Genomic DNA, 25386 nt, shown 5'->3' with positions numbered 1-25386 from the left:
TAGCCCGTGACTATGGCATCAACGGTATCACCATAGACGCTAGCGGCATAATCAAAGGATGCGAGATCAAAGTTACTGCCATCGGTCTTTTTAACCCGAATGGTGTGGCCCTAGTTGGTGGAATGTAACACATTGCTCTGAAACCCATTACCCGTGCTGTAAACTTGCAGGTTGTCGGCAAAGGGGGCTACATCAGCAAAGGTATAGCCACTTGGGTCATTGTAGGCAGAGTTGCCATAATTTCCTGGACTTAGGTTCTCAAAGGTAACAGTCACTTGGTTGCTGCTAGTACCCGATCCCGATTGGCCGGAATTTACAGGCTCTGCCTTAACTTCTCTGCCAGTGAGAATGAGGTTGCCAAATTGTCTGGGTGAGAGATTAAGTACATTGACATCATTCCAGGTTAGTTGGCTGTCACGGGTGCCGCCATTGTCATCATCGTTATTCGCAATATCAAGGCCAATAGTGAGATTTTCTGTAGGAGTTAGACCTAAGTTTGACCAGGGAATGGCCATTTCAACGGTGTAGCCAGTAGCTGTGATTTGAACCGAACGCAAGACCCCAGTAGTGCGGCCTCCTTGTTCAAACAAATTGCCATTGATATGGACGATCAGTTGTCGATCGTCGTTATTGAAGACGCTTTGTCGATCGTGTTTGGCATCAATAAAGACTTCGATTGCGTCGTCATCCCACAAATTGGCCGAATCCTTGTGCAGATTGAGGTTGATGCCTGCAGGTAAGGTTCCTGAGATCAACTTCCAGGTCACAGACCCATTTCCATTCAAGGCCGTTAGGGTGTGTTGATATAAACTGCCACGAGCACTGTCTGGCAGAACTGTAGTAGTGATCTCTGGAACAGTGTCAGGGTTAATCACCAAACTAAAGGGTTTGCTAAAAGTAGCTCCATTGGCATCGCTGACTTGGGCTGTGAAATTAAAGATTCCAGTGCCTGTTGGAATACCACTCAAAACCCCAGTATTGCTAAGATTTAAGCCTGTGGGTAGGGTTCCGTCAGTGATTTGCCAAGTGTAGGAACCTGCTCCGCCAACTGGATCTAGGCTTTGCAAATATTGTTGAGATTGTACGGCTTCAGGAAAAGCCACAGTCCGAATAGACAGAGGCACCATAGCCGAAACGCCAGAAAGGGGGGTAGTGGTAACGACATCCCAAACCGTATCTTGAAGAATAGCCGCCAGTTCACTTGATAGTCCTTGGTCATAGGAGCGAGTAGGATCTGGTTGGTATTCCTGAGGGATGGGGAGTCCCAGAGGGCTTTCCTGGTAAATGGTGGCAAAGAATGTGAGGGCGACTAGATAGGAACCCACATTATTCAAGTGAGTTTCATCGGTATAGAGTTGGTTAATGCTGGTGTAACCTGACACCAGACCAGCTTTCATTTGTTTGTTCAGCGCATACATGACGTGCCCCACGGGAATCATCAGTGGGACTTTGAGGCTTGGTTCAGCCCTATGAAGCTCATTGGTGAGGAGTTCGTAGTAGGCTTGGGTGCGATAGGTTCCGTTCCAACTCCCTGTATAGGGACGAAGCCATTGAGTGTCCCAATCCAGCCCATTGTTGAGAGGCCATTGAGCATAAATATAGATTTGGACATTGGGACTGACCGCTTGCAAGGGAGCCAGCAGGAGATCAAGTGCTGCGATGTCACCCATGAGTTCTTGGTCATACAGGTGGCGATCGTAAGGTTGTAACGTCACCACATCCCATTGATAGTTGGAGAAGGCATTCTGATAATAGCCAAAGGGTTCTTGTTGAAATCCAGTGGTTGGATTATTAACAAAAAATTCTAGGGGTGCACCGGGAACCATGCTGCGTCCCTAGATATGGGACTGGGACTTACCCCGACTTTCTGCAAGCGCTTGAAAACCACTGTAACGCACCTGATCGGTCAGGCTGTTACCAATCATGTAGATGTTCGGCATAGTCCCTAATTGTTTACTGATGATGAGTGAGGATCAGGATTGACAAATGCTGCTTTTAGCCGTCAAAGAAGGCAGCAATAAATTAATACCTGTCAACCAGTTGGTGCGACTTTATACAATGACTCAGAACAAACCACATGGTCAAATACAGGGTTTCATACCATCAATCTATGAGCTTTCTGCTCTTAAAATTTCAGCTATTTAATGGATTCTTTTAGGCCAGGTGTCCACAGCCAGGTCTGGTTTCTTTAGGCTGCAAAGGTTATTAGTTTACGGATGCAAAGCGATCGTTTGGTATTCCAAGCTACTACCAGTGTGAACCCCAATATGCTGTCTGCCGACGCAGACTCAATACAATCCAGGTTTTCAGTAATCTGCGTCGGCAGGTTTTCTCGGTATAGCCGCGACTTCAGTCGCCAGGGTGATGACGGAAGCTAGTAAGTTGGTGGAAATGGTTTCATCCGGATTAGGGCTGTAACCATGATGACCGATTACCTGGCGAAACTGGGCTGAAAGTTCAAGATGATCAATACTGATCTACACGCTATTCTGGTCACTACAATAGTGCAGTTAATGATTTAAGGGGTTTGGATGATGGAACTCGTCACACGGCTATATTGAGGTGCTTACAGAATGGAGATCAGAACTCAGGACTATCAGATCTGGTATACCGAAGAAACCAGTACGATCACCTGTCAGGGGAGGCTCCGTCTTGCAGGGCTGGAAGAGTATCAACTCATTATTCAACTTCTGGATGACATCTTAAATTCCCAACCGCCTCTGCTGATTCTGGATCTGGCTGGCCTGGAATTTCTGAATAGTTCCGGTATCAATGTTTTTTGAAGTTTGTACTCAAAGTTCGACAACAGGAAACCACTCAATTAACAGTATTAGGTTTGTCTAAGGTTCTCTGGCAGGGAAAGTCATTAAAAAACTTCCAGCGTCTGATACCCAAACTGAAACTAGAGTTTAAGCAGTGATGGAAAAACATTTGATTGAAAAATTGAATGCAGAAATTGCTGAACTGAAGCGTCAATTGTCTAAGTTGCAACAAGAAAATGCTGAGCTGTAAACGTTGCTGGAAATTAATACAGAACACAGTGACACAATTCTGGAGACACTGGCGCAGGATAAATCTGACTTAGAAATATTCCTGGAAACCACCACGGAATATTCTGACCTGGTGGAAGCTGAGCTGCAGAAAGAAACTGAGCAAGTAGTTTATGAGGGTGAACGACGCCTGTCGCAATTTCTGGAAGCTGTGCCTGTCGGAGTTACGGTACTCGATGCTAGCGGTAGAACGTACTACGTTAACCGACTGGCGCAGGAGTTGCTTGATCAGGGAATTGTTCGCGAGGCTGCAACTGAACAATTCCCTGAAGTTTATCAATTCTTTATCGCTGGAACCGATACCATTTACCCTTCCGATCTCTTACCCATTATTCGTGCTTTACAGGGAGAGCGGTGTACTGCAGATGATATAGAAATTCATCAAGGCCATCAACGCATTCCCATCGAAGTTTGGGCAACTCCTATTTTTAATGACCAGGAACAGGTGGTGTATGCGATTGCAGCATTTCAAAACATTACTCAGCGTAAACAAATAGAAGCTGAACGATTGCAGCTTTTGCAAGAACTAACGATTAAAAATGCGGCTCTGCAACAGGCGAAAGACGAACTAGCGGAGATTAATCGCACTCTGGAAAAGAAGGTCGCAGAACGTACTCAAGAATTGTCGCATACTCTGGAAGTGTTAAGGGCTACTCAAGCTGATCTGATGATTGAGAATGCCTTACTTCGTGAAACTAACCAAACTGTAGCCTATACTTATCAAGTTGGTGGAAGTCTGCCAATTGATGCTCCGACCTATGTGGTTCGTAGGGCCGATCGTGAGCTTTACCGTGCTCTGAAGCAGGGGGAATTCTGTTATATTCTCAATTCCCGGCAGATGGGCAAATCAAGCCTGCGAATTCAAATGATGAAGAAGTTGAAAGCAGAGGGATTTGCTTGTGCGGCGATCGATTTATCGGAGATTGGCAACTGGCAAATCAATGTAGAGCAATGGTATGCGGGCTTAATTTACACCCTGGCTAGTAGCTTTAACTTGCGAGCACAGGTTGATGTCCGTACATGGTTACGGCAGCATGAGTTCTTATCACCCCCTCAGCGATTAAGTACCTTTTGTAAGGAAGTTTTGCTGACTCATGTTGCTGGTAACATTGTGATTTTTTTTGATGAAATTGATAGCGTTTTGGGGCTTAATTTTGCGATCGATGACTTCTTTATTTTACTTCGAGCCTATTATAACAAACGTGCTGAGGAGCCTGCTTATCAACGTCTAAATTTTGTTCTGTTGGGTGTTGCTACGCCTGCTCAACTGATTCGAGATAAAAGATACACTCCGTTTAACATTGGCCGAGCAATTCATCTAAACAACTTTCAGTTTCATGAAGCTCAGCCATTACTCCATGGTATCGCAAATAAGATCATAAATTCCCAAGCTCTTCTGAAGGAAATATTGAATTGGACTGGAGGCCAACCTTTTCTTACCCAAAAGCTGTGTAAGCTAGTTGCTCAGGAAGTAGAGATAGGGAATCGGGGATTAGGGATTGAGGGTTGGGAGACGGAAGAACAGTTCCCAAATTCCAAATTTCAGATTCCAGGTTCCACATCTCAGAGCCAAAATTCAAAACCCACAAACTCTGTTTCTGAAGCAGCATGGATCGAGAATATTGTGCAATCGCGCATTATCGACAATTGGGAAGTGCAGGATGAGCCAGAACATTTGAGAACCATTCGCGATCGCTTATTGGATGACGATCAGCGGGTGATTTCGCGGTTACAGCTTTATGAAAAAATTCTGCATCAGGCTCCCTGTCCTGAGGATGGCAGCTTGGAGCAAAAGCAACTTTTGTTGTCAGGTCTGGTTGTGCAATGCTCTGGTGTAGATGTCAGCATGCCATTAGGGCTTGAGGTGGCTAACCCCATTTATCGGCGGATTTTCAACTCGTCCTGGGTGAAGCAACAACTCGAGTCTCTGCAGCATACTTTGTCCACGGCCTGAGTTGCGGTACTTGAGCAGTCTTGATCTAGGCTACGGGTAGACAGAAGCGGAAGGTGCTGCCCTGACCCAATTCGCTTTCGACTTCAATCGTGCCCCCCTGTAACTCGACTAAACGACGAGAAATGGCTAAACCAATACCTGTACCACCAGAGGCCCGATCGCGCGATCGATCCGATCGCCAGAACCGCTCAAAAACGTGGGGCAGATCGGCAGGCGGAATTCCCTGTCCTGTGTCGATTACTGCAATCCAGACTTTTTTGCCTTCGTTCCAGGCTCGTACCGTAATGGATCCTGCCTGGGTGTAGCGGAGCGCATTGCCCAGCAAATTCATCAACACTTGCTCCACTCGCTCTGGGTCAGCCACAACAGGCGGTAAATCTGGTAGGCAATCCAGCTTTAAGATGGGACTGGATTCCAGCAGTTGATCTGAGAATTTGTCGACGATCGCCTGCAACAAAGGCTGCAGATCGAGTTCAACCGATCGAATAGGCAAATAGCCCGCTTCCGCCTGAGACAGTTCCTGTAAATCATTAACCAAGCGGCGCAAACGAGCTGTTTCACGGGCTAACCGTTGATAAATATCGACCGAGGGTGCGATCGTGCCGTCTGCCAACCCTTCCAGATAGCCTTCCACAACCGTCAACGGGGTACGGAGTTCATGAGTTAGATCCCCAATTAACTCGCGCCGACGTTGCTCAACTCCTTCGAGATCGGCGGCCATGCGGTTGAAGCTCAGGGCTAACTGATTCAATTCAGGAATCTCGCTGCTTGGTAACCGCTCTTCCAGATGACCCGCTGTAATTTTTTGTGTTACCTGCTCCATGTGAATCAGCGGTTCGGTAATCCGTTTGGCCACCAGATAACTCAAGCCTCCCGCTGCTGATGCTCCAACAATGACCGACCAAAAGGCACCCCGACTCCAGGCTGACTCAAACCCATCTACCAGCTTTTGCCGTACCCGCACCAGATTCAACTCCCCGACCTCCAGATTTTCCAGATGCAGAACGAATAACCGGGGAGAATACAGCCTGCCTACTGTGACCAGGGTACTTAACCCCACAATCATCACAATCAGATGGGATAGAAATAGTCGCCCCCGCAGTCCGAGCTTACTCATAGGAGGTTATTGATCATTTGTCATTGGTCGCTTTCTATTCCCTATCTCCTTTCACACCGTGTCTTCAAACTTATAGCCCACTCCAATTACCGTTTTAACAAACGTGGGATTAGACGGATCCGGTTCGATTTTTTTGCGAAGGCGGGCAATGTGAGTATCAACTACGCGCTCGTCACCAAAGAAGTTACTGCCCCACAGTTTGTCGATTAATTGCGTGCGGTTCCAGACCCGCCCAGGGTAACTCATGAATGTGGAGAGTAAATCAAATTCCAGCGCGGTCAAATCCAGGGGTTCAAATTCGTTATTCCCCAGGCAGCGTTGGGCAAGCCGTTGATCCACATCAATCTGAAAATGTGGGGTGCGATAGGTATGAGTTTGTCCGCCCTGCCGCAAACTGCGCCGAAAGAGGGCACGCACCCGCGCTACCAGTTCTTTGGGACTGAAAGGCTTGACCATGTAATCATCTGCTCCGGTGGAGAGGCCGATAATGCGATCGATTTCTTCTCCCCGTGCCGTCAACATCAAGATATAGGGATCTTTAGGCCCAGGCTGCTGACGAATGCGGGCGCATATCTCTAATCCGTCCAGCCCAGGAATCATCAAGTCCAGAATGATTAGATCGGGTTTCTGCTCCTGAAATATCTGGAGAGCCTGATTTCCATCCCGGCAAACCCGGCAGGAAAACCCTTCTTTTTCCATGTAAATCTGAATTAATTGAGCAATTTCAGCTTCATCTTCAACAATCAAAATTTCCATAGACAGGGGGAGGGGAGAGTTAAGAATTGAGAGTTAGAGAATTTTAGATTTTAGATTGTCCTCTGTTTTCTATAAATGATGAACGACTAAGGATAGCCCACTATCCACTACTCACTTTTAACTCTTAACTCTTAACTTTCTACTCTTACCCAGGGGTGACGCACTTTCAGACAACGGGTAGCATGGGATTAAATTTTTGATCATGGTTCATGGAAACTGGGATGCAGCAGGAGAATTTGAGGCAGATTGGGAGGCGGTTGCAAGAGCAGTTGAGATTGCATCTACCCCTGTTGCCGCTGCGGGTTCAGTGTGCCTTGAAAGAAAACCTGATGGTGTTGGTGCAGCATCCTCCCGGAATTGAGGTTGAGCCTGCTCAGGTATTTGGGATTTTACAACAGGCGCTGGCTGACATACCAGCAGATTGGCTGCCCGATCGCCCGTCTCCAAGCTCAAACCAGAATTCTTTAATCAAGCTGTATTTACGGGTGGCTGGTCAGGCAAAACCCTGTGCCGCTCATGCATTTCGCTTCTCCTCTACAGCCAATTTCTCATTTAAGTCGGAGGTTCCGTTGTCCTCAGAGGATGCGACCGTCGCAGAACCCGCTGCAGATGCGACGATCGCAGAACCCACTGAAGATAGGCCACTGGCTCAACTGGATGAAATAGCCCCCTCTGCTTCGGCTGCTTTATCCCGATCGGAGCGGAAGCCTGAGTTAGTGGCTGTGGGTGATCGTTCTGCCATCTCTCCTGGGAGATTGAGGGCGAAAGGAAATCCGCAACCCTGGTTGGCGGCCGGGGGGGGATTGGTGGCGGCTGTGTTGGTGGGGGGGAGTTTGTATGCTCTCACGCGGCCCTGTGTATGGGGTATCTGCCAACCATTGCAAACGGCTCAAATCCTTGCCCAGCAATCTGCTCAGCTCCTGCAGGGAAATCCATCGGAGCAGGCCGAACAACAGACCAGACAGCACTTAACGGAAGCGCGACGTTTGGTCAGTGAAATCCCTCCTTGGTCAAGATCCTACGGCGAAGCACAAGGGGTGCAACAATTACTAGATCAGATCCTTAGCGCGGAAAGCAAGGCTGAAATGGCAACTCGGAAGGGCCAGGTAACGGCTCAATCGGTGGCAGACTGGCAGGCGGTGGAATCTCTCTGGCGAGAGGCGATCGCTCCCCTAGAATCTGTGGCTCAAACCAGTCCGCTTTACCCCTATGCACAACAGCGATTAACAGCTTACCGGGCGAATTTGAAATGGATCGAGCAGCGAATTGTAGCGGAACAGGAGGCTCGCAAACGGCTACTGATAGCCAAGCAAACCGTGGGTTTGGCGGAAGCGCGGCAAAATACAGCCAAGGAACTTCAGGATTGGCAAATTGCTCAATCAACCTGGCTAGTGACTATGAATGCGCTACAGCAAATTCCGGAGGGAACTACCAGCTATACCGAAGCGCAGCAACTGATGCAGAATTATCAGCCGAAGTTGGTCGCCGTCCGCGATCGGGTTACCCAGGAGCAGTTAGCGACCAAAGCCTACACTCAGGCTGTTCAGTCAGAACAACAGGCCAAAGCATGGCAACAAAAGAATCAATGGTCTCAGGCGGCAGCATCCTGGCAGAGCGTCCTCAATTATGCTGGCCAGGTGCCGGAGGAGACTTCTGTTTCTAGTCAGGCCCAAACGCTTGCAGCCAATGCAGCGAGTGCTCTAAAACAGGCCCAAACAGTGGTTAAAGTTCGAGATGATCTGGATCGAATTTGTTTTGCTTCTGGCAAGATTTGCGACTACACCATCCAAAACGATGTCATCAAAGTTAAGTTTGTGTCTGCCTATGAACGTCGTGCCCGGACGATCGGTGGCATTAGCTATTTCTCTAGAGACTACGAGACAATGTACAAAATCGATCAACACTTTGCCTCTCTCGCCAAAGCGTTGCAGACTGTGAGCACTAATTCGGGGATACCCATTCAGGTGTACAACTCGGATAATCAGGTGCTGGGGGCGTTTGTGCCAGGAGGCGGGCAGTGAGGCCTTGTGGAAGGCCAAGATCAAGCGACACTAGTAATCGCAGCTTTACCAGGATTGAAGTAACGGGGTAGAGACGTTTCGCCGAAACCTCTCTATCAGGAAAGGAAATATAAACTAAATAAAAGATTGCAGAAATCGCGATTTTATCGTTATACTGAACAAGCTAACGCGGGGTAGAGCAGTCTGGTAGCTCGTCGGGCTCGAATCAGAAATCAGTTACACGCTTTTAGGCTGATTTCTTTAATGGGCGGCATATCAGGAAACTGATGTGTGATTACTTGTCTAAGTCGGGGAAGCCAGTAGCGTGGTAATCCCGAGCCAAGCTCCGAAAGGAGAAGGTGTAGAGACTGGTTAGGCAGGCACCCTAACAGGAAAGCTGAGGGTGAAGGGACAGTCCAGACCACAAACTGATTGATTCAGGCAGCGAAAGTTGTAGTGGTAAGCATAACCCGAAGGTCCATGGTTCAAATCCATGCCCCGCCACCAAATTTAGAGCCCCGAGTTCTTCTGACCTTGGGGTTCTAAAATATTTAAGGAGAATTTCACAAGCTTGTGGATACTAAGCTTCGAGGAGATATTGCTGAACAGGCAGCCGTACTTAGGGCTTTATTTTTTCATTCTGAAAAAGTACGGTAAGTAGGGCAATCCGCTGCTCAAGCCACCCATAGCCTCGGTAGAATGAGGATGCTTTCCTACTGACCTGGCTATGACGGACAAACTGCAACGTCCCCTGCTGGTGGGTGGTCTTACCCTGGCAGCAGCTCTCTGGATGCTGGAATTTCTACACCAATCCTTTGGCGAATGGGAGCTGTACACCATGCTGGCTCTTGCTATTAGTGCAGGGGTCTGGTGGATTCAACGTCCGTCCACAGCCAAGGTTGCTGAGGAATTGTCTTTACCGAAATATGTGGATGTGACTGCGGTTAAACAGGCATTGGCCGAAGTAGAACAGGTGTTACTTCGGTTAAAACTGGAAGCAGATGACACAAATTCAGCCCTGGCTGGAGTTCAGCCTCAGGTATCCTGGTTGCAATCTCAAGTGGGCCAGATTGCTCATGAACTCGATCGCGAGACTCTGCGGTTAATAGTCATGGGAGCTAAAGGATCCGGAAAGACGGTGCTCCTGCGGTTATTGCAAACTTACTGGGTGGGCCAAGTTCCTCAGTCTGTAAGCTTGTACGAGGCTCCCAGTGTTGGGGTGGAAACGGCAGGTGGATTAGATGCCGAAGCCCTGATGCTGAAGCAGGCGATCGCAGCGGACTTGGTCCTGTTTCTGGTCACTGGGGACCTAACGGATTCGGAGTTGCAGCAGTTAAAGCGGTTGGCTGCCCGGAAGCGAACACTGTTGGTGTTTAACAAACAGGATTTGTATTTGCCGGAAGAACGCCAGCTTATTCTCAACCGGATGCAAAACTGGGGACGGGGCTTTCTGTCTGGAGATGATGTAGTTGCGATTGCCGCAGCGCCCAAACCCTTGAAAGTCAGGTATTATCAGGATGATGGGGCTGTTCAAGAGTGGATGGAAGAGCAACCCCCCGATCTGGCCGCCTTGACCCAGCGGTTAACAGCCATTGTTGACGAAGAAAGTCGGCAACTGGTATTGGCCAGTGCTCTGACTCAGGCGCTCGACTTAAAAGCTCAAACAGGGGCGACTCTGAATGAGGTACGACGGCTCAAAGCGATGCCTGTAATCGAAAAATTTCAGTGGGTGTCTGCTGCCACCGCCTTTGCTAGTCCGGTTCCTACCCTGGATGTGGTAGCCACGGCAGCGATCAACGTCCAAATGATCCTGGATTTGGGAGCGATTTATCAGCAGAAGTTTTCTGTGGATCAGGCTCAGAAAGTAGTGACTACGTTAGGAAGCCTGATCCTGAAATTGGGATTGGTAGAATTTTCCACACGAACGGTGTCCCATTTACTCAAGACGAATGCTGTGACCTATATCGCAGGCGGGTGTATTCAGGCGGTGAGCGCGGCATACCTAACCCGGATTGCGGGACTGACGTTAATCGAGTATTTCCATACCCAGGAACCGAACCTAACCCTCAGCGATGCCAAACCTCTCTCGATCGATCGGTTAGGCGAGATCGTGCAACAAGTCTTCCAGAAGAACCAGCAAATCTCCGTTGTACAAACCTTTATCTTGCAGGTTCTTGATCGCATCATCCCCAAAGCCACCCAACCTTCCCCCTCCCTATGTACAGACTCCGCACCTAACGCCTCCACTTCTTCGCCCCTCCCTCCCCCTCTTCCCTCGCCTCCCCTCGTCATCCCGCTCTCTCTGCCCCAGCCAGAAGGTCAGGTTGTGGAGCAGAATGAAACTAAGACCCCTATTCCCCTAGCTGTTCCTCTGGATGCCACCCAATTCCCTTCCTCCTGAATCTAACTCTGCTTCTCCATTGAGAGCGATCAATCCGCAAACCCTTTATCTTCAGCGTGCTCGTGTCAGTTTGCGGCAGGCCTTGAATCGCTATACGAGGTACTTTCGGGCTGCCAGACAGCGGCCATCGGGAACATCGCCTCAAGCGGCAGTGAAAGCGGATATGGAACAGCTTTCCGCGGCCTTGCATAAGTTAGAAACCAATGTGGCGCGGGTAGTAGTGTTTGGGCTGGTCAGTCGAGGCAAATCAGCGGTGTTGAATGCTCTCCTGGGGCAGAAAGTATTACCTACTGGGCCGTTGAATGGGGTTACTTTAGCGCCACAAGTGGTTGTCTGGTCGCCCTTTGAGGCAGATGGAGCGATCGCTCATCCAAGCAACTGGACTGATTCCCCGGCAACGGTGCAAATTGAATTGATCGATACTCCGGGATTAGACGAAATTGATGGCCAAGCACGGGCTGAGATGGCTCAAACCGTTGCCCATCAAGCCGATCTAATTTTATTTGTGGTAGCTGGAGATATTACTCGCACGGAATATCAAGCTTTGTGCGACTTGCGGCAGGCTCAAAAACCCCTGTTGCTGGTGTTCAACAAAATTGATTTATATCCACAGCATACCCGGCAAGAGATTTATCAGAGTTTGCAGTGGTTAGCGGCGAAAAGCGCCGCAGGAGCGTCTTTACAGGAACTACTGTCCGTGAATGAGATTGTTTTGGTGGCGGCCGATCCGGCTCCCCTGCAAGTGCGAGTGGAACATCCCGATGGTCGGGTGACCTATGAGCGGGAAACACCCCCGGTTTACATTGAGCCATTGAAGCAAAAGATTTTGGAAGTTCTCAATCGGGAGGGCCGTACTTTAATGGCGTTGAATGCCTTAATTCAAGTGCGAGAGGCGGAAGCTCGGTTGGCAGATCAGTTATTGGAGTTGCACAATGCTGAGGCAGACGAATTGATCTGGAAGTTCGTTCGGTATAAAGCGATCGCCGTCGCTCTCAACCCGATCGCCATCCTTGACCTGGCAGGGGGGGCGATTTCTGACCTGGCCATGATTCGGGCGCTGTCAGAGCTTTATGGGTTGCCTGTCACAGGCCATGAAGCCAGTAAACTGTGGAAGACGATCATCCTTAGTTCTGGCAGTTTGCTGCTTTCAGAAATTGGCAGTGGCCTCCTGTTGGGTATAGGAAAAAGTGCCGCTGCTGCCGCCTCTGGAGTGGACACCTCCAGTAGTTTAACGGCCTATGCTGGAGCTGCGATCGCCCAGGCTTCTTTGGCTGGCTTTGGAGCCTATTCGGTTGGGCAGGCGGCTCAGGCTTACCTGCAACGGGGGTGTAGCTGGGGGCCGCAGGGAGCGAATACGGTGATTCAGGAAATTCTCAGTCGAATTGACAAAGACACGATTCTTTATCGCGTTCGGCAAGATCTGAGTGAGCAACTGAATATCCCTATGCTGTAAGGGTGATTCTGTGTCCTGTGTCAGTTGCTTGACGCTGCCCCATGCTATCCATTGACGAAATCCAAAATTTAAAATGGTTTTGTAGCAGTCAACTGGGCTGGACTCTGCGCCCCTTTTTCGTCTCCCCCGGTCAATTTGAATTATTTTGTCCTAGAGAGGGCAGTTTTTTCTCTGGGGTTTGGAATGCCCTGCTTAACTTCCTGTTTTGACCATGCTAGGTTTTACCGTATATTCGATGAGGCATACAAAGCAGAACAGCCTTTTCGTAATCGGGAAACAAAATTATGCACCGTTTGGCAGCTACTCCGGGAGGATGGAATCCTGATCAAGAAGGAGTTGTGTTTATTGAACAAACGCCAGCTCCGATCGTCGTCTTAACTGCTGCCGATACGGATATTCAGACCCTGGCCAGAGCTGTAGAACGACTACCCGCGGATTTTCCTGCGATTCGGGTGGCGAATCTGCTTAACTTGCAGCAAAACTTGACGATCGACACCTACGCCGAGCAAGTTCTGGCCCATGCTCAAGTGATCCTGCTGCGCCTTCTGGGTGGACAGTCCTACTGGAGTTATGGTCTGGAAGTAGTACAGGAAGTCGTGCAGCGATCGCAAGCGGCCCTCTTTGTGCTTCCTGGGGATGATCGCCCTGATCTCGATTTAATGAGCCATTCCACCGTTCCCCTGGCCCAGGCCAATCAACTCTGGCGCTATCTCACCGAAGGCGGTATCGACAACCTGACCCACGCCCTCCAATTCATCGCCAATCTATATCTCGGCTGTCAGCTCTTACCGCCGTCGCCCCAAACTGTTCCCCAGGTAGGTCTATACCATCCAAAATCCAAAATCCAAAATCCAAAATCCGAAGTTTCCAACTTAAAACTCCCCAAAGTTGGTCTTCTCTTCTACCGCGCCCACTACCTGTCTGGTAACACTGCTCCCATCGATGCTCTCTGTCAGGCATTACACGATCGCCAGCTTGATCCCATCCCCGTCTTTGTTTCTTCCCTTCGTGATCCCGATGTTCAGGCTGAAATCCTGCACTACTTTCAACCTAAAGACGAAGCTGGGATTCAGGCTCTCCTCAATACCACTAGCTTCGCGATCGCCCAACTCTCTGACCACCTATCCACCCACCCACCCACCCTCTGGCACTCCCTCAACATCCCTATTCTGCAAGTTATCCTCAGTGGCGGCAGCGTAGACCAGTGGCAGAGTCAATGGCGGGGATTATCTCCTCGTGATATGGCTATGAATGTTGCGTTGCCTGAAGTAGATGGGCGAATTATCAGTCGAGCCGTGTCCTTCAAAAGTGTGCAAACCTGGAATCCCCAGTTGGAAACCGATGTCGTGGGTTATGAACCTGTCAGCGATCGCATTCAATTTGTCGCAGATCTAGCCGCAAATTGGGTGCGGCTCAGGCAAACGCCCATTCCCGATCGCAAAATTGCTCTGATTTTGGCCAACTATCCCACACGCAATGGTCGCCTTGCTAACGGTGTGGGTTTGGATACCCCAGCCAGTTGTGTTGAAATTCTCAAAGCCCTGCAGCAAGCGGGTTATTACGTTGAGAATCTGCCTGCCTCGGGTGACGATCTCATTCAACAACTGACCGCTGGCATTACCAATGATCCAGAAAGCCGAAACTGGCGGCCTGTCTACCAATCCCTTTCTTTGGAAACCTATTGGCAATACTTCGCTAGCCTGCCAGAAGCCGTACAGCAGGGCATTAGTGAACGTTGGGGCGGTGTGGGGAATAGGGAACAGAGATCGGAGATCAGCGATCAGAAATTAGGGCATGGAGCAGAGGTCAGCCAAAATCCAAAGTCCAAAATCCAAAATCCCGCAAAAAGTGCCCCATCCTCTATCCCGATTCCCGGCCTCCAACTGGGCAACATTTTCATCGGCGTTCAACCTGCACGTGGCTATGACCAGGATCCGTCACTGAATTACCATGCACCGGATCTGGAGCCAACCCATGAGTATTTGGCGTTCTATCACTGGATTCGGGAGCAGTTTGGGGCACAAGCGATCGTCCATGTTGGTAAGCATGGCAATCTGGAATGGCTTCCGGGTAAAAGCATTGCTCTCTCGGAAACATGCTACCCGGAAGTGGCGTTAGGGCCGCTGCCGCACTTGTATCCGTTTATCGTTAATGATCCGGGGGAAGGGGCACAGGCCAAACGCCGATCGCAGGCAGTCATTCTGGATCATCTGACTCCACCGATGACCCGTGCGGAGTTGTACGGCCCCCTACAACAACTGGAGCGGCTGATTGATGAATACTACGAAGCTCAAACCCTGGATCCATCCCGGTTACCCTTAATTCGCGATCGCATTCTGCAACTGCTACAGCAGGAACATCTCTATCAGGATTTGGGCCTTGAAGCAGTGGGAAATGGTAAACAGGAAAAGGGGCAGACTCGCAATGAGCCAACTCTGCCTGCATTGGAAACCCTATTGCCACAAATCGATGGCTACCTATGTGAATTAAAAGAAGCTCAAATTCGCGATGGCTTGCACATTTTGGGGCAATGTCCCGAAGGTAGACAATTACGCGACTTGGTCATAGCGATCGCCCGTCATCCCAATGCTCATCAACCTGGACTTACTCGTGCGATCGCTCAGGATTGGGGCTTGGAGTTTGATCCATTGACGGCGGAACTAGGGGAATGGTTGCAGGAGATCGGCGATCAGGGATCGGGGATCGCAAATCAGGAGGTGAAGGAGCGATTGCGAACGTGCCGGACTGTGGGAGACGCGATCGCCCAAGTTGAGAATCATGCTGCCTCTTTGGTTGATCAACTACTTACATCTGCTCCTACTCTCCCACCCTCCCACCCTCCCACTCTTTTCCCCTCTCTCGCCTGGATCCAGAACCACCTGATTCCTACGCTCCAGCAAACCACTCAGGAACTCGCTCACTTAATTCGAGGACTAAATGGGGAATACGTTCCTGCAGGAGCTTCAGGCGCACCGACACGCGGACGACCTGATGTATTGCCCACGGGCCGCAACTTCTATTCAGTAGATATACGGGCACTGCCGACCGAAACCGCCTGGGAAGTTGGTCGGAAAGCAGCAGCAGTCTTGATTGAACGGTATGTTCAGGAACAGGGAGAGTACCCCAAAACGTTGGGACTGTCCATTTGGGGGACATCTACAATGCGAACGGGGGGGGATGATATAGCAGAGGCGATCGCGCTTTTGGGAGTTCGCCCCGTGTGGGAAGGGGTAGCGCGGCGTGTGGTGGACTTTGAAATTTTGCCGTTGTCGGTTCTGGGTCGCCCGAGAGTGGATGTCACCCTGAGAATTTCTGGTTTTTTCCGGGATGCCTTTGCCAATTTGATTGATTTGTTTGATCAGGCTGTGGCGGCTGTGGCGGCTCTGGATGAGCCAGAAGATCTGAACCCACTGGCGGCCAGAGTGCGACAGGAAACCGTCCACTGGCAACAGCAGGGATTAACCGTAGAGCAAGCCGAACGGCGATCGCGCTACCGCATCTTTGGCTCTCAACCAGGGGCTTACGGAGCAGGATTACAGGGCTTGATCGAGGCTCAGAATTGGACGGATGATGCAGATCTAGCGCGGGCTTACATTAACTGGAGCAGCTATGCCTATACAGGGCAGGGAGTGGGACATGCTGCCCCGGAAGCCTTTGAGCAACGTTTGAGGCAGATGCAGGTCGTGTTGCACAACCAGGACAACCGAGAACACGATTTACTGGACTCCGATGATTACTATCAGTTTCAGGGTGGACTCACGGCAGCGGTACGTTCTATTCAGGGGAAAAATCCTCACCTGTATTTTGGCGATCATTCCCGGCCAGAGAATCCCAAAATCCGGCGGTTGCAGGAGGAAATCGCCCGAGTTTACCGTTCCCGGGTGGTCAATCCCAAGTGGATCGCAGGTGTCATGCGCCACGGGTATAAAGGAGCGTTTGAGATGGCCGCCACGCTGGATTATCTGTTTGCTTACGATGCCACAACCCGCTGTGTAAAAGATTTTATGTACCAGGGCATTGCTGAAGCCTATGTGTTGGATCCAGAGGTGCAGAAGTTCATCCAACAAAAGAACCCCTGGGCGTTACGAGATATGGCCGAACGCTTGTTAGAGGCTCATCAACGGGGATTGTGGCACGATGTCGAAGCCGATACTCTGGAGCATTTGCGATCAATCGCTCTGCAAGCCGAAGCATTGATTGAATGAAGCAACTTTGACCAGAAGGGTATGGACGTAACCTGATCGAAAATGCAAAGAATAAAGCGAAAATGCAAAGGATTATATCTGGTCTGTTACATAGGGCTTATCAGCGGAGACAGTGGTATAGGATTTGAAGTAGCGAAAAGAACATGAGGATTGGCTGAGATAGAACTGGTTTGGCTGATTGTGCAGGCATCTGTTCTTTGTGCTGTCCTTCTTGCCGTGACCTGTGGTCTGATGTTTGCGCCCTGGTACGTTTTGCTGGTGGCCTTGGGGCTTGTATTGGCAATGATCCATAAACTGATGTCCGAATTAACAAAAGAGGGTTCAGAACCGACAGTTCCAGTTAGTCAGTATCTCGACTAGCCTGATTCATTGAAAGCAGGCAGCAGTACTTCAATCTTTGCCTTCTGCCCTCTGCCTTTACTACTTTGTGGCATGTTAGATCTGTTTTTAATTCTCAGCCTGGGATTTTTAGGTAGTTTTGGACACTGCACGGGGATGTGTGGACCTTTAGCCGTGGCCTTTTCCCTGTCTCAAAAAGAAGTAGGCCAACCAGACTGGCAGCGCTACGTTTACTTTCATAGCTTGTTGAATCTAGGCAGAATGACGAGCTATGTACTCGTAGGAGCCGGTGTGGGAGGAGTCGGGTCACTGCTGATTGCAGGCGGACAGTTAGCTGGCATCGACAGTCCCCTGAGACGGGCGATCGCCATTCTCACCGGACTAATGCTCATCTGGCTCGGACTGAATCAAATTCGACCTGGATTAATGCCCGGTTTACCCCTGCTTCACCCGTTACAGGGACGACTCCACGATCGCCTCAGCAGAGCCATGCTCCATCTCTCCTTCCTCACCAGCTTTGATTGGATGATGCAGCGGTTGGGCGATCGCTGGCGACTTCTGCATCTGCTCGCCGTTCCTGCTTTAATTTGCTGTACTGTCCATGCCATTCTGGTGGGTTCTCATTACCTGGGGAACATGGAATTCACAACTCCCAAAAGATTTGGTCGGGGATGCTGGTTGTTCTGACGGGAGCCGTTCCTCTGGTGCGATTTCGTCCTCTGTGGGCCTGTTTCTCTCTGGAACAATGGTATGCCCCACCGCTACGGCCTACGCCAGCCAGGAAATTGAATCAGTAGCTATAATGACTCCGATCTAATTCTCAACAAGTCTGCTTCTTGCAATTAAGTCTTAATAGAACTATCATTTCAGAAGTGCAGGTCAGCCCTTGAAAAGGCAGCGTCGAGAGGTATTTATGTTTTCCTACACCGCTGGTTCCTTAAAGTCCGAATTGAATGCAAAGGGGTGGCGACTAACCCCACAACGGGAGATTATTCTACAGGTGTTTCAAAATCTGCCTCGCGGCAATCATTTAAGTGCAGAAGAACTGCACGAATTGCTGGTGCAACGGGGAGAGGCCGTTAGCCTTTCCACAGTTTACCGCACAGTGAAATTGATGACGCGGATGGGCATTTTGCGGGAACTGGAACTGGCAGAAGGTCACAAACACTATGAGTTGAATTCAGCCTCTCCCCATCACCACCATCACCTTGTCTGTGTGCAATGCAACCGCACGATTGAGTTTGAAAATGATTCCATCTGGAAGCAGGGCCTTAAACAGGTGGAAAAAGCAGGATTTCAGATGATTGATTGCCAGCTAACGATTTACACGATTTGTCCGGAGGCACTTCGTATGGGATGGCCTGCTTCAGTTCCCAGTCACTGGGCCTGCTCCCGATCGATCGCCAGCATGTCTGCCCTGAATGTAGGTTCTTGACACTGGGTAGAGACATTCCACCGGAACGTCTCTGTTGGTTTTTTCTAGAGCGAGGCTTAACTTACTCATCTTGCGATTGAGATGAGCGACGGAACAGGGTGTTCAGTAATTGGCTCCACAGAGACTCTACCCACAGAAAACAGCGATCGAGCCAGCGGATCACCCGTTCCAGCCAACTCAATTCGTAGCCTATTAAAGTGACATCGGTTTCAATCAACTCCGGCAATCGCTCCTCTACCCCAGCTAAAGGCTTATTGCCATTTCGGTGCAGCAGGGGAGAGCGCTCAGCCACCCTCGGGGAGGGGAGAGTGGAAGCGGTGAGCAAAGATGATTCTGCTGATGATGAGGTCTCCTCTACTTGTACTTGAGAGAATGAGGGTGGCAGATTTAGGGCTGCGGTGAGTCTGGTCTGGAGTTTCTGCAAAAATCCGGGGAGGGCTGCAGCGTTTCCACTGGGTAGGATGGGTGGCGCATCGGATTCAGACCAGGAAGCGGGAGGGAGCGCGGCTTCCTGAAACAGGTTGGCGGCGATCGCGATTGGCCCTGATTGCATCCAGGCCATTAACCCCTGAAATACACGCACAGGTAGCCATGCCCGACTATGCGGACAGGGAGGATGCAGGGGGATTAATCCCTGGGCTTGTTGCCGCAGTTGTAAATAACGATAGTAATGCGCGACTTCCCAGATAATGCGTTGCTGAATAACAGCTTGCTGTTCGCAGGTCAAGACATCCAGTAATTGATTATGGTTCGTGACGAGTACCAGCGATCGCCCGTCCAGGAGGGAGGCAACCCCACGAATAAAAACGGTTGAGGCAGGGGTTAAGGCATTCGCGATCGCCAATGCAGTCACCTGCTCCTGGGCCTCCGTTGCTTCCAGGAATTGTTGTACGGTGAACAGAGAGTGCCAGACAGGGGCATCTACCTGCAGGGCAACCGAGTTGGCCAGAGTGAGTGAATTGGCATCGGAGGCTGGTAGGGGAGGAGCCGATGTACCTCTTCCCAATAAACGGCGAATCCGCGTGCCAATCCAGTGGGGCAACCGCCAGAGGCCGGAGTTCCGTTCATAATGGGCCATTTCCTGAATTATGCGCTGTTCCAGCCGCTGTTGCTGTTCGGGCGTGAGAATATCCAGTACCTGATTTTGCTGCGTGACTAGCACCAGCGATCGCCCTTCTAACTGCGTCGCAATTCCCTGGATAATTAACTCCGATTGTTGAAGTGCTACCGGAATGGGAGTCATGGCAAAGTTCTGCACAGTCTGTAACACCTGTTGCAGGGGGCGATCGGTGGTTAGAGAGGAATTGGAAGATAGAGCAATCCCAGCCTGATCGGCCTTGGCCACTTTCAGTTGAGGAAATTCTGGTTGGGCCGCTTTTCCTATCTGTTGCCCTACCAATCGTGTCGTTTGAAATAGGGCGTACACCGGGTAGAGCAAAATTTGTATACTCCATCCGGCTACCACCTGGACGTTCCGTACCGCTTGCTGTCCTCGAGCCAGCCAGCGGCGAGTTTGGCTCAAAATGGCACGGAGGAAACGGCTTTGATAAGGGCCAGAAGGAGAGGGAGACATGGCAGTTAATGAGAAAGTTTTTAGTTCTTAGTTCTCAGTTTAGAGCTAAACCAGGTTCAGCTAGAGAACGGTCGTTTTCCGATCAGAGAAACTACGGTTCTGGACTTAGACCAGGTTTAACTTAAAACTCAAAGCTTAATTCGTGGTATGGATGGGTTTAGTCAGAGTCTCTCCTATTTTTTCGTAGCCATCGGCGGACTTAACACCGTATACTGATTTAGCCTTTCTTAACTTGCTTAAGCTTTGGGTGTCGATCTTCGTAGTTACGTATACATTGACCGTTTACAACCCCAGCATGCTGCTTACCTGGGAACTGTTGCAATCGGCTTTTTGCCCTTACCCGGTGATGCCTCCCTCTGGATTGAGATCTCTCCCGGTATTGAAATTAATCGCATTACTGATGTAGCTCTCAAAGCGGCAGTGGTGCGTCCCGGAGTTTTGGTAGTAGAGCGCCTTTATGGCTTATTGGAAATTCATTCCACTAATCAGGGGGAAGTTCAAGCGGCTGGCCGTGCAATTCTGGACTCGCTTGGGGTGCGTCGGCAGGATGCTTTCAAGCCCAGAGTTCTTTCCAGCCAAATCATTCGCAACATTGATGCTCACCATACTCAACTGATCAATCGCAATCGACGAGGCCAGATGATTTTGGCTGGACAAACGCTATACGTGTTTGAAGTTGAGCCAGCCGCCTATGCCTCTCTGGCCGCTAATGAAGCTGAAAAAGCGGCACTGATTAATATTCTGCAAATTTCCTCAGTCGGCAGTTTTGGGCGGCTTTATCTGGGTGGCGAGGAGCGGGATATTATTGCAGCTTCCCATGCGGTGCTATCGGCAATGGAAGGAGTGGCAGGCCGAGATATGGATTCTATGCGCGTGGAATAATGGTGGTATGGGGATTCAATCCTTAGAACCAGTTCTTGCTTCTTTTTTCTGAACGTCGTAATTTGGCAGTCATGACAGCGATCGAGCGTCACACTCACTTCAAGATCTATTCCGCCAAACATGGTCTTAATGGTTGGGAACTGCCAAATGGTCAAACTTCTCTCCCAGTTGCTATGGGAAATAGAAGCTTTCAGGGTAAGCATTTGCCAGCCGTTGACTTGAGCCGCGAGAACCTTGCAGGTGTGGATCTGAGTGAGGCCAATTTAACAGATGCTAATTTGTCAGCAATTATTCTCAGTACGGCAAATTTGCGCGGCGCGATTCTGGTCAATGCGAATCTCAGCCATGCTCAACTGGTGAATACGAATCTGGTAGGAGCCAACCTGACCGGAGCGATGTGTGTAAATGCAAACCTGATTGGAGCCGACTTGAAAGGAGCACGATTACGAGGCGCTGATTTACAGAACGCGAATTTAATTGGAACGGAACTACGCCAAACGGATTTACGCCATGCCGACTTAACGGCAGCGGATCTGCAACGCACGGATCTCAGTGAAGCTATCCTCCTAGGCGCAGATCTGGGGCAGGCCAACCTCAGCGGTGCCAATCTCCACTGGGTCGAACTGAATGAAACCCATCTCTATCAAGCCAACTTACACCGATCGAATTTAACTGAGGCTCATTTGAACAGCGCTTATCTGTTTGCTGCCAATTTAAGCGAAGCTATCCTGACTGGAGCAGATTTGCGGTGGGCTAACCTCCGTAAAGTTAACTTCATTGGGGCCATCCTGCAATCCACCAATTTGTGCGGTGCTAACTTAAGGGGGGCGAATCTCAGCTATGCCAACTTGCAGGCAGCGAATTTGCGTGGCGCTAACCTGAGCCAGGTTAATTTCACCGGGGCTGATCTGCGCGGAGCCAATTTAGAAGAGGCCAATGTCAGGGACGCACAGTTACACGCCGCCATTTTAGAGTAGGCCGTGCAATCGATACGGGTATTGCGCCTCGTGCCCTTTCTTAAATGGCCGATCGTACGGCAGGACTCACAAACAGGGCTTGAAATCCGGCTTGTCGTTCTGGTGCAGGTTCGGGCGAGGCATCCCAGAGGCTTTCGTAATAGAAGAAAGACACGCCCAAACCCCGATCTCGAGCAGCCTGCGTTTGAGCTTGAATCAGAGATATGGAAACAGGTTTATTGCGAAGTCCAGTGAGAATGCCGATTCCAGTAGGAATTTTTTGTTGAGCTTCTTGAATTTCAGGACGCACAATTTGCTGCTGAAAACTTTCTAAATTGGGACGATACACCTGCACTACTAACTCATCCACAATATTTTTGCGAAGCCATCCCAACCAGTCTTGCAAATGCATTTTGTAAGCAAAGTCATAGTAGTTAGGGGATAGGGAGAAGATGGCTTTTGGCTTTCTGGCTTTCACCGCTTGATTTAACTGCACCATGAAAGTGGTGATTTTATTGGCCCGCCAGCGCATCCAGGCTTGATCCAGGGGATTTGGTGGAGGAGCTTTTTTCGTTTCTCTGGTATAAAGTGCGATCGTGTAAGGATCGTAGCCAAAGTCGTTAGGCAGGCTGGTGTGATCATCAAACTGGATGCCGTCTACGTCGTATTGAGTCACAATTTCCAGCACCAGATCGGTGATAAATTTCTGTACCTCTGGCCGGAAGGGATTCAACCACACCACCTCTCCAGCATCACTGATAGAAGTTTGACTGCCATCCTGCCTTTGGGTTAACCAGGCGGCTCGCTGGGTTGCCAGTTCTGAGGACGGGGGAGCCATGAAGCCAAATTCAAACCAGGGAATCACCAGTAACCCCTGAGCGTGGGCCTTGGCAATTAAATCAGCCAGCATATCCTGACCTTCGTAGCCCTTGTAAACAAAGGATTGAATCCCGGACTGTTGCGCTACGGTACTGGGATACAGGGCATAACCTGCATTCCAGACCACCGGATAGATGGTATTAAAGTTGAGTTGTTTAAGCTGATTGATAGCTCCCTGCAGTTTGGTGCGATCGCGCAGAATATCTAGATCATTACTGGTCATCCACACGCCGCGAATTTCTTGTTGGGATGGGCGTTGTTGGGCGATCGCAACTGAGCTACTACCGGATCCGGGTAGCAAAGGATTGAGGAGTAACGGAATCGCGAAGGCCAACAGAAACAACACTGGCAGCACAGGGCGAACCGATCGCAGGATGAATCGTTTTACCAATAGCCGCATTGATAACAGTGATCGCAAGTTAGGGGACATGGGTAATGAAATTGAGTACATCAACACGTCGTCCTACTTTAACCGACCTGCGGAAAATTGATCCTTTGCCCTGACCAAATTCTTGCGACTGGCGCGATCACGTAACTATAGGAATACCGTAGAGATATTCTGCCGGAACCTTGTTACAGATTTGAAAGACTCAACCGTTGGTAGACTGTTGCTAAAGCATTGGCATCTCCAACATTACCGGGAAACAGGACTACGGGCAGATCAGCAAACTGGGGATGATCAGCAGGCGTACGCACCATTGAGACACCGGGCAATACCTGACCGAGCAGACGAGCGGTTCTCAGAGCCAATCCAGTGCTGAGGGTATCGTTAGAGGTAATACCGCCTTTGCTGATTAAAAAGCCAATATCAGAAGGAAGTTGTTGCAGGATATCCATCAACAGACCGGACACGGCTTCCCCAAAATCCAGGCGAGTTTGTACATCGTCAAAGGTCAATTCCTGACGACTGGTGTAAATGACAGGAGTTTTGCCAGCCACATGCACCTGGTTCACTTGCTCTGTAATCTCAGCCAGTAGCGTGCGACGAGGATTGGTAGAGGGATCTAATAAACGAGCAACATCTACTTCCAGTCCCACAATGCCGGGTTGTTGCAACAAGGCTGCTAATTGTTCTGTAGTTTTTTTCACATGGGAACCAACGATGACAGCTCCTGGTTTGCCCTCCCGCACATATTGAGCCATGGCTTCTGGCGCGATCGGCTGAGCAGGAAGTGCAGCTAGAGCCGTCAGCAAACTGGCAGCACTGCGGAATAAAAACCGCTTGCCTGCAGAGGCAGCCGCCAGCACATCGATCGCAAAATTGTTCAAGTCATCCTGGGTTTCTGCATCGACAACACAGCACTGGTTATCGTGCAGGTGCATCAGACGATCACGCACACCCTGTCGAATATCGGCTAACAGAAATCGCTCTACCCGATCAGCCTTAATTCGTCCCTGAGTTTTTTCCTCTACATAGTCAGGCAGATAACTGTGCTGGTAGCCGAACACAGAATCCCTGGCAAATTCAGTCTCATGAACAGGCGTGTCGATTCCGTTCACTTTTAGATAGTGTACACTCTCTCGCGTGATGCGTCCCCCTTCAAAAAAGGCTGGGGTCAGAAAATGAGCATCAAATGGGCCTAGCTCTTCCGCAATCACATCTGTTTCAATTGGATAATGGCCGCGCAGCGTGGAATCTGATCGACTGACAACCAAAAAATCTTGAAGGTGTTCCAGGGCGATCGCCTCCTTCAGGTTATGGCAGACCTCCCGCGTCACGGTTGCGGCTTTGTCTGGAGCGAGCGCCCGTGTATTCGTCAATACAAAAAAGATAGGAGCTTCATCGATCAGCCCGATCCGCAACGTTTCCACATCCCATTGCATCAACAACAGGCAACTATGAACAGTCTGGGATCCAGTCGGGTCATCATCTAGAACAATAATCTTGGGCTTGCTGGTCATGTCTTTCTGCCAAAATCTCCGGGTTTCCTAAGGCTATTATTGAGCCAGCCAGCCACTTTCTCCGCTTTAATTTGCAATGTTGGCTGCAAATGCTAAGAAGGCTCTACCTAATTCATACATTGATACAACCTGCTGAAACCTGGGGATTAGCTATTAGCCAACAGCAACCCCTTAATAACTGAAAGGAGGAATTCCTTGTTGGATAATGGATGCAGCATTTGAGGGCAGTAGCTTGATCTCCTGAAGTGGTGCTCCACGAACGCTGGATTAATTTCTTCTTCAGGAAATATCAGTCTTAGATTCCTGAACTAGCACAAGAAGTTCGTGAAAAATTTGCCGCTTTTGTGATACTTAGTCTCCTTGACCTCGCGCGATCGCCGAAATCCCACGCAACTAAAAACCTGATTTCAAGGCATATTAGAACAATCTCCAAAATTTTTCGATAGGAGATGTTGACACAAGTAGAGGAGTTCGCTAGATTGGT

The 25386-nt window shown here is 49.8% G+C and carries 18 protein-coding genes; 12 read left to right on the top strand and 6 right to left on the bottom strand.

Annotated features, from left to right (window positions below):
* Positions 1-110 precede the first annotated feature (110 nt).
* Positions 111-1826 carry a sugar-binding protein gene (locus ACUVQO_RS10050; protein WP_445925745.1) on the bottom strand — a complete coding sequence of 572 codons (1716 nt, stop codon included), beginning with the start codon at positions 1824-1826 and terminating at the stop codon, positions 111-113.
* Positions 1827-2573: 747 nt separating this feature from the next.
* Between ACUVQO_RS10050 and ACUVQO_RS10045 the strand changes: the two genes are divergently transcribed.
* Together ACUVQO_RS10045 and ACUVQO_RS10040 are read left to right on the top strand one after the other, a co-directional pair.
* Positions 2574-2783: a hypothetical protein gene (locus ACUVQO_RS10045; protein WP_445925744.1), complete on the top strand. Its 210-nt coding sequence runs from the start codon at positions 2574-2576 to the stop codon at positions 2781-2783.
* A 232-nt stretch (positions 2784-3015) separates the two neighbouring features.
* Positions 3016-5004 carry an AAA-like domain-containing protein gene (locus ACUVQO_RS10040; RefSeq protein ID WP_445925743.1) on the top strand — a complete coding sequence of 663 codons (1989 nt, stop codon included), beginning with the start codon at positions 3016-3018 and terminating at the stop codon, positions 5002-5004.
* Between the two features lie 25 nt (positions 5005-5029).
* On the opposite strand, the gene ACUVQO_RS10035 is transcribed toward ACUVQO_RS10040, so the two are convergent.
* The gene (locus tag ACUVQO_RS10035; RefSeq protein WP_445925742.1) at positions 5030-6121 is read right to left on the bottom strand and encodes a sensor histidine kinase; all 1092 of its coding nucleotides are present in this window, start codon (positions 6119-6121) and stop codon (positions 5030-5032) included.
* Between the two features lie 51 nt (positions 6122-6172).
* Positions 6173-6877: a response regulator gene (locus ACUVQO_RS10030; RefSeq protein ID WP_445925741.1), complete on the bottom strand. Its 705-nt coding sequence runs from the start codon at positions 6875-6877 to the stop codon at positions 6173-6175.
* Positions 6878-7086: 209 nt separating this feature from the next.
* On the opposite strand from ACUVQO_RS10030, the gene ACUVQO_RS10025 reads away from it, so the two are divergent.
* From ACUVQO_RS10025 to ACUVQO_RS09990, 8 genes are all read left to right on the top strand, one after another.
* A complete protein-coding gene (locus ACUVQO_RS10025; protein WP_445925740.1) occupies positions 7087-8898 on the top strand; it encodes a hypothetical protein in 1812 nt (603 codons plus the stop codon).
* A 706-nt stretch (positions 8899-9604) separates the two neighbouring features.
* Entirely contained in the window at positions 9605-11278 is a 1674-nt protein-coding gene (locus tag ACUVQO_RS10020) for a YcjF family protein (protein ID WP_445925739.1), read from the top strand.
* Positions 11253-12731, top strand: coding sequence for a GTP-binding protein (locus tag ACUVQO_RS10015; RefSeq protein ID WP_445925738.1), 1479 nt, complete (start codon positions 11253-11255; stop codon positions 12729-12731). Before ACUVQO_RS10020 ends, ACUVQO_RS10015 begins: the two co-directional genes overlap by 26 nt.
* 284 nt (positions 12732-13015) lie before the next feature.
* On the top strand, positions 13016-16936 hold the full coding sequence (gene cobN, locus ACUVQO_RS10010; RefSeq protein WP_445925737.1) for a cobaltochelatase subunit CobN: 3921 nt from the start codon (positions 13016-13018) through the stop codon (positions 16934-16936).
* Between the two features lie 150 nt (positions 16937-17086).
* The gene (locus tag ACUVQO_RS10005; protein ID WP_445925736.1) at positions 17087-17296 is read left to right on the top strand and encodes a hypothetical protein; all 210 of its coding nucleotides are present in this window, start codon (positions 17087-17089) and stop codon (positions 17294-17296) included.
* A 72-nt stretch (positions 17297-17368) separates the two neighbouring features.
* Positions 17369-17962 carry an urease accessory protein UreH domain-containing protein gene (locus tag ACUVQO_RS10000; protein WP_445925735.1) on the top strand — a complete coding sequence of 198 codons (594 nt, stop codon included), beginning with the start codon at positions 17369-17371 and terminating at the stop codon, positions 17960-17962.
* Entirely contained in the window at positions 17947-18072 is a 126-nt protein-coding gene (locus tag ACUVQO_RS09995) for a hypothetical protein (protein WP_445925734.1), read from the top strand. The genes ACUVQO_RS10000 and ACUVQO_RS09995 overlap by 16 nt, the downstream gene beginning before the upstream one ends.
* A 116-nt stretch (positions 18073-18188) precedes the next feature.
* The gene (locus tag ACUVQO_RS09990; protein ID WP_445925733.1) at positions 18189-18710 is read left to right on the top strand and encodes a Fur family transcriptional regulator; all 522 of its coding nucleotides are present in this window, start codon (positions 18189-18191) and stop codon (positions 18708-18710) included.
* Positions 18711-18771: 61 nt separating this feature from the next.
* Here ACUVQO_RS09990 and ACUVQO_RS09985 read toward each other — a convergent pair whose 3' ends face one another.
* Positions 18772-20283, bottom strand: coding sequence for a hypothetical protein (locus ACUVQO_RS09985; RefSeq protein WP_445925732.1), 1512 nt, complete (start codon positions 20281-20283; stop codon positions 18772-18774).
* Between the two features lie 243 nt (positions 20284-20526).
* Here ACUVQO_RS09985 and ACUVQO_RS09980 point away from each other — a divergent pair, with 243 nt between their 5' ends.
* The gene (locus ACUVQO_RS09980) at positions 20527-21165 is read left to right on the top strand and encodes a hypothetical protein (RefSeq protein WP_233744345.1); all 639 of its coding nucleotides are present in this window, start codon (positions 20527-20529) and stop codon (positions 21163-21165) included.
* Positions 21166-21200: 35 nt separating this feature from the next.
* On the top strand, positions 21201-22142 hold the full coding sequence (locus ACUVQO_RS09975) for a pentapeptide repeat-containing protein (protein WP_445925731.1): 942 nt from the start codon (positions 21201-21203) through the stop codon (positions 22140-22142).
* Positions 22143-22182: 40 nt separating this feature from the next.
* On the opposite strand, the gene ACUVQO_RS09970 is transcribed toward ACUVQO_RS09975, so the two are convergent.
* Together ACUVQO_RS09970 and ACUVQO_RS09965 are read right to left on the bottom strand one after the other, a co-directional pair.
* On the bottom strand, positions 22183-23430 hold the full coding sequence (locus ACUVQO_RS09970) for a glycoside hydrolase family 10 protein (protein ID WP_445925730.1): 1248 nt from the start codon (positions 23428-23430) through the stop codon (positions 22183-22185).
* A 143-nt stretch (positions 23431-23573) separates the two neighbouring features.
* A complete protein-coding gene (locus ACUVQO_RS09965; RefSeq protein WP_445925729.1) occupies positions 23574-24902 on the bottom strand; it encodes a four-carbon acid sugar kinase family protein in 1329 nt (442 codons plus the stop codon).
* Positions 24903-25386: the final 484 nt, after the last annotated feature.

The organism is Leptodesmis sp. (assembly GCF_052746595.1).
Note: the sequence above shows the minus strand (reverse complement) of the source record. Positions and strands in the feature narration are given on the sequence as shown.

Excerpts from the sequence above, each read along its gene's own strand:
- ACUVQO_RS10050 (WP_445925745.1), bottom strand. The coding sequence starts at position 1,826 with ATGGTTCCCGGTGCACCCCTAGAATTTTTTGTTAATAATCCAACCACT.
- ACUVQO_RS10045 (WP_445925744.1), top strand. The coding sequence starts at position 2,574 with ATGGAGATCAGAACTCAGGACTATCAGATCTGGTATACCGAAGAAACC.
- ACUVQO_RS10035 (WP_445925742.1), bottom strand. The coding sequence starts at position 6,121 with ATGAGTAAGCTCGGACTGCGGGGGCGACTATTTCTATCCCATCTGATT.
- ACUVQO_RS10030 (WP_445925741.1), bottom strand. The coding sequence starts at position 6,877 with ATGGAAATTTTGATTGTTGAAGATGAAGCTGAAATTGCTCAATTAATT.
- ACUVQO_RS10025 (WP_445925740.1), top strand. The coding sequence starts at position 7,087 with ATGGAAACTGGGATGCAGCAGGAGAATTTGAGGCAGATTGGGAGGCGG.
- ACUVQO_RS10020 (WP_445925739.1), top strand. The coding sequence starts at position 9,605 with ATGACGGACAAACTGCAACGTCCCCTGCTGGTGGGTGGTCTTACCCTG.
- ACUVQO_RS10015 (WP_445925738.1), top strand. The coding sequence starts at position 11,253 with ATGCCACCCAATTCCCTTCCTCCTGAATCTAACTCTGCTTCTCCATTG.
- cobN (WP_445925737.1), top strand. The coding sequence starts at position 13,016 with ATGCACCGTTTGGCAGCTACTCCGGGAGGATGGAATCCTGATCAAGAA.
- ACUVQO_RS10000 (WP_445925735.1), top strand. The coding sequence starts at position 17,369 with ATGTTAGATCTGTTTTTAATTCTCAGCCTGGGATTTTTAGGTAGTTTT.
- ACUVQO_RS09995 (WP_445925734.1), top strand. The coding sequence starts at position 17,947 with ATGCTGGTTGTTCTGACGGGAGCCGTTCCTCTGGTGCGATTTCGTCCT.
- ACUVQO_RS09990 (WP_445925733.1), top strand. The coding sequence starts at position 18,189 with ATGTTTTCCTACACCGCTGGTTCCTTAAAGTCCGAATTGAATGCAAAG.
- ACUVQO_RS09985 (WP_445925732.1), bottom strand. The coding sequence starts at position 20,283 with ATGTCTCCCTCTCCTTCTGGCCCTTATCAAAGCCGTTTCCTCCGTGCC.
- ACUVQO_RS09970 (WP_445925730.1), bottom strand. The coding sequence starts at position 23,430 with ATGTCCCCTAACTTGCGATCACTGTTATCAATGCGGCTATTGGTAAAA.
- ACUVQO_RS09965 (WP_445925729.1), bottom strand. The coding sequence starts at position 24,902 with ATGACCAGCAAGCCCAAGATTATTGTTCTAGATGATGACCCGACTGGA.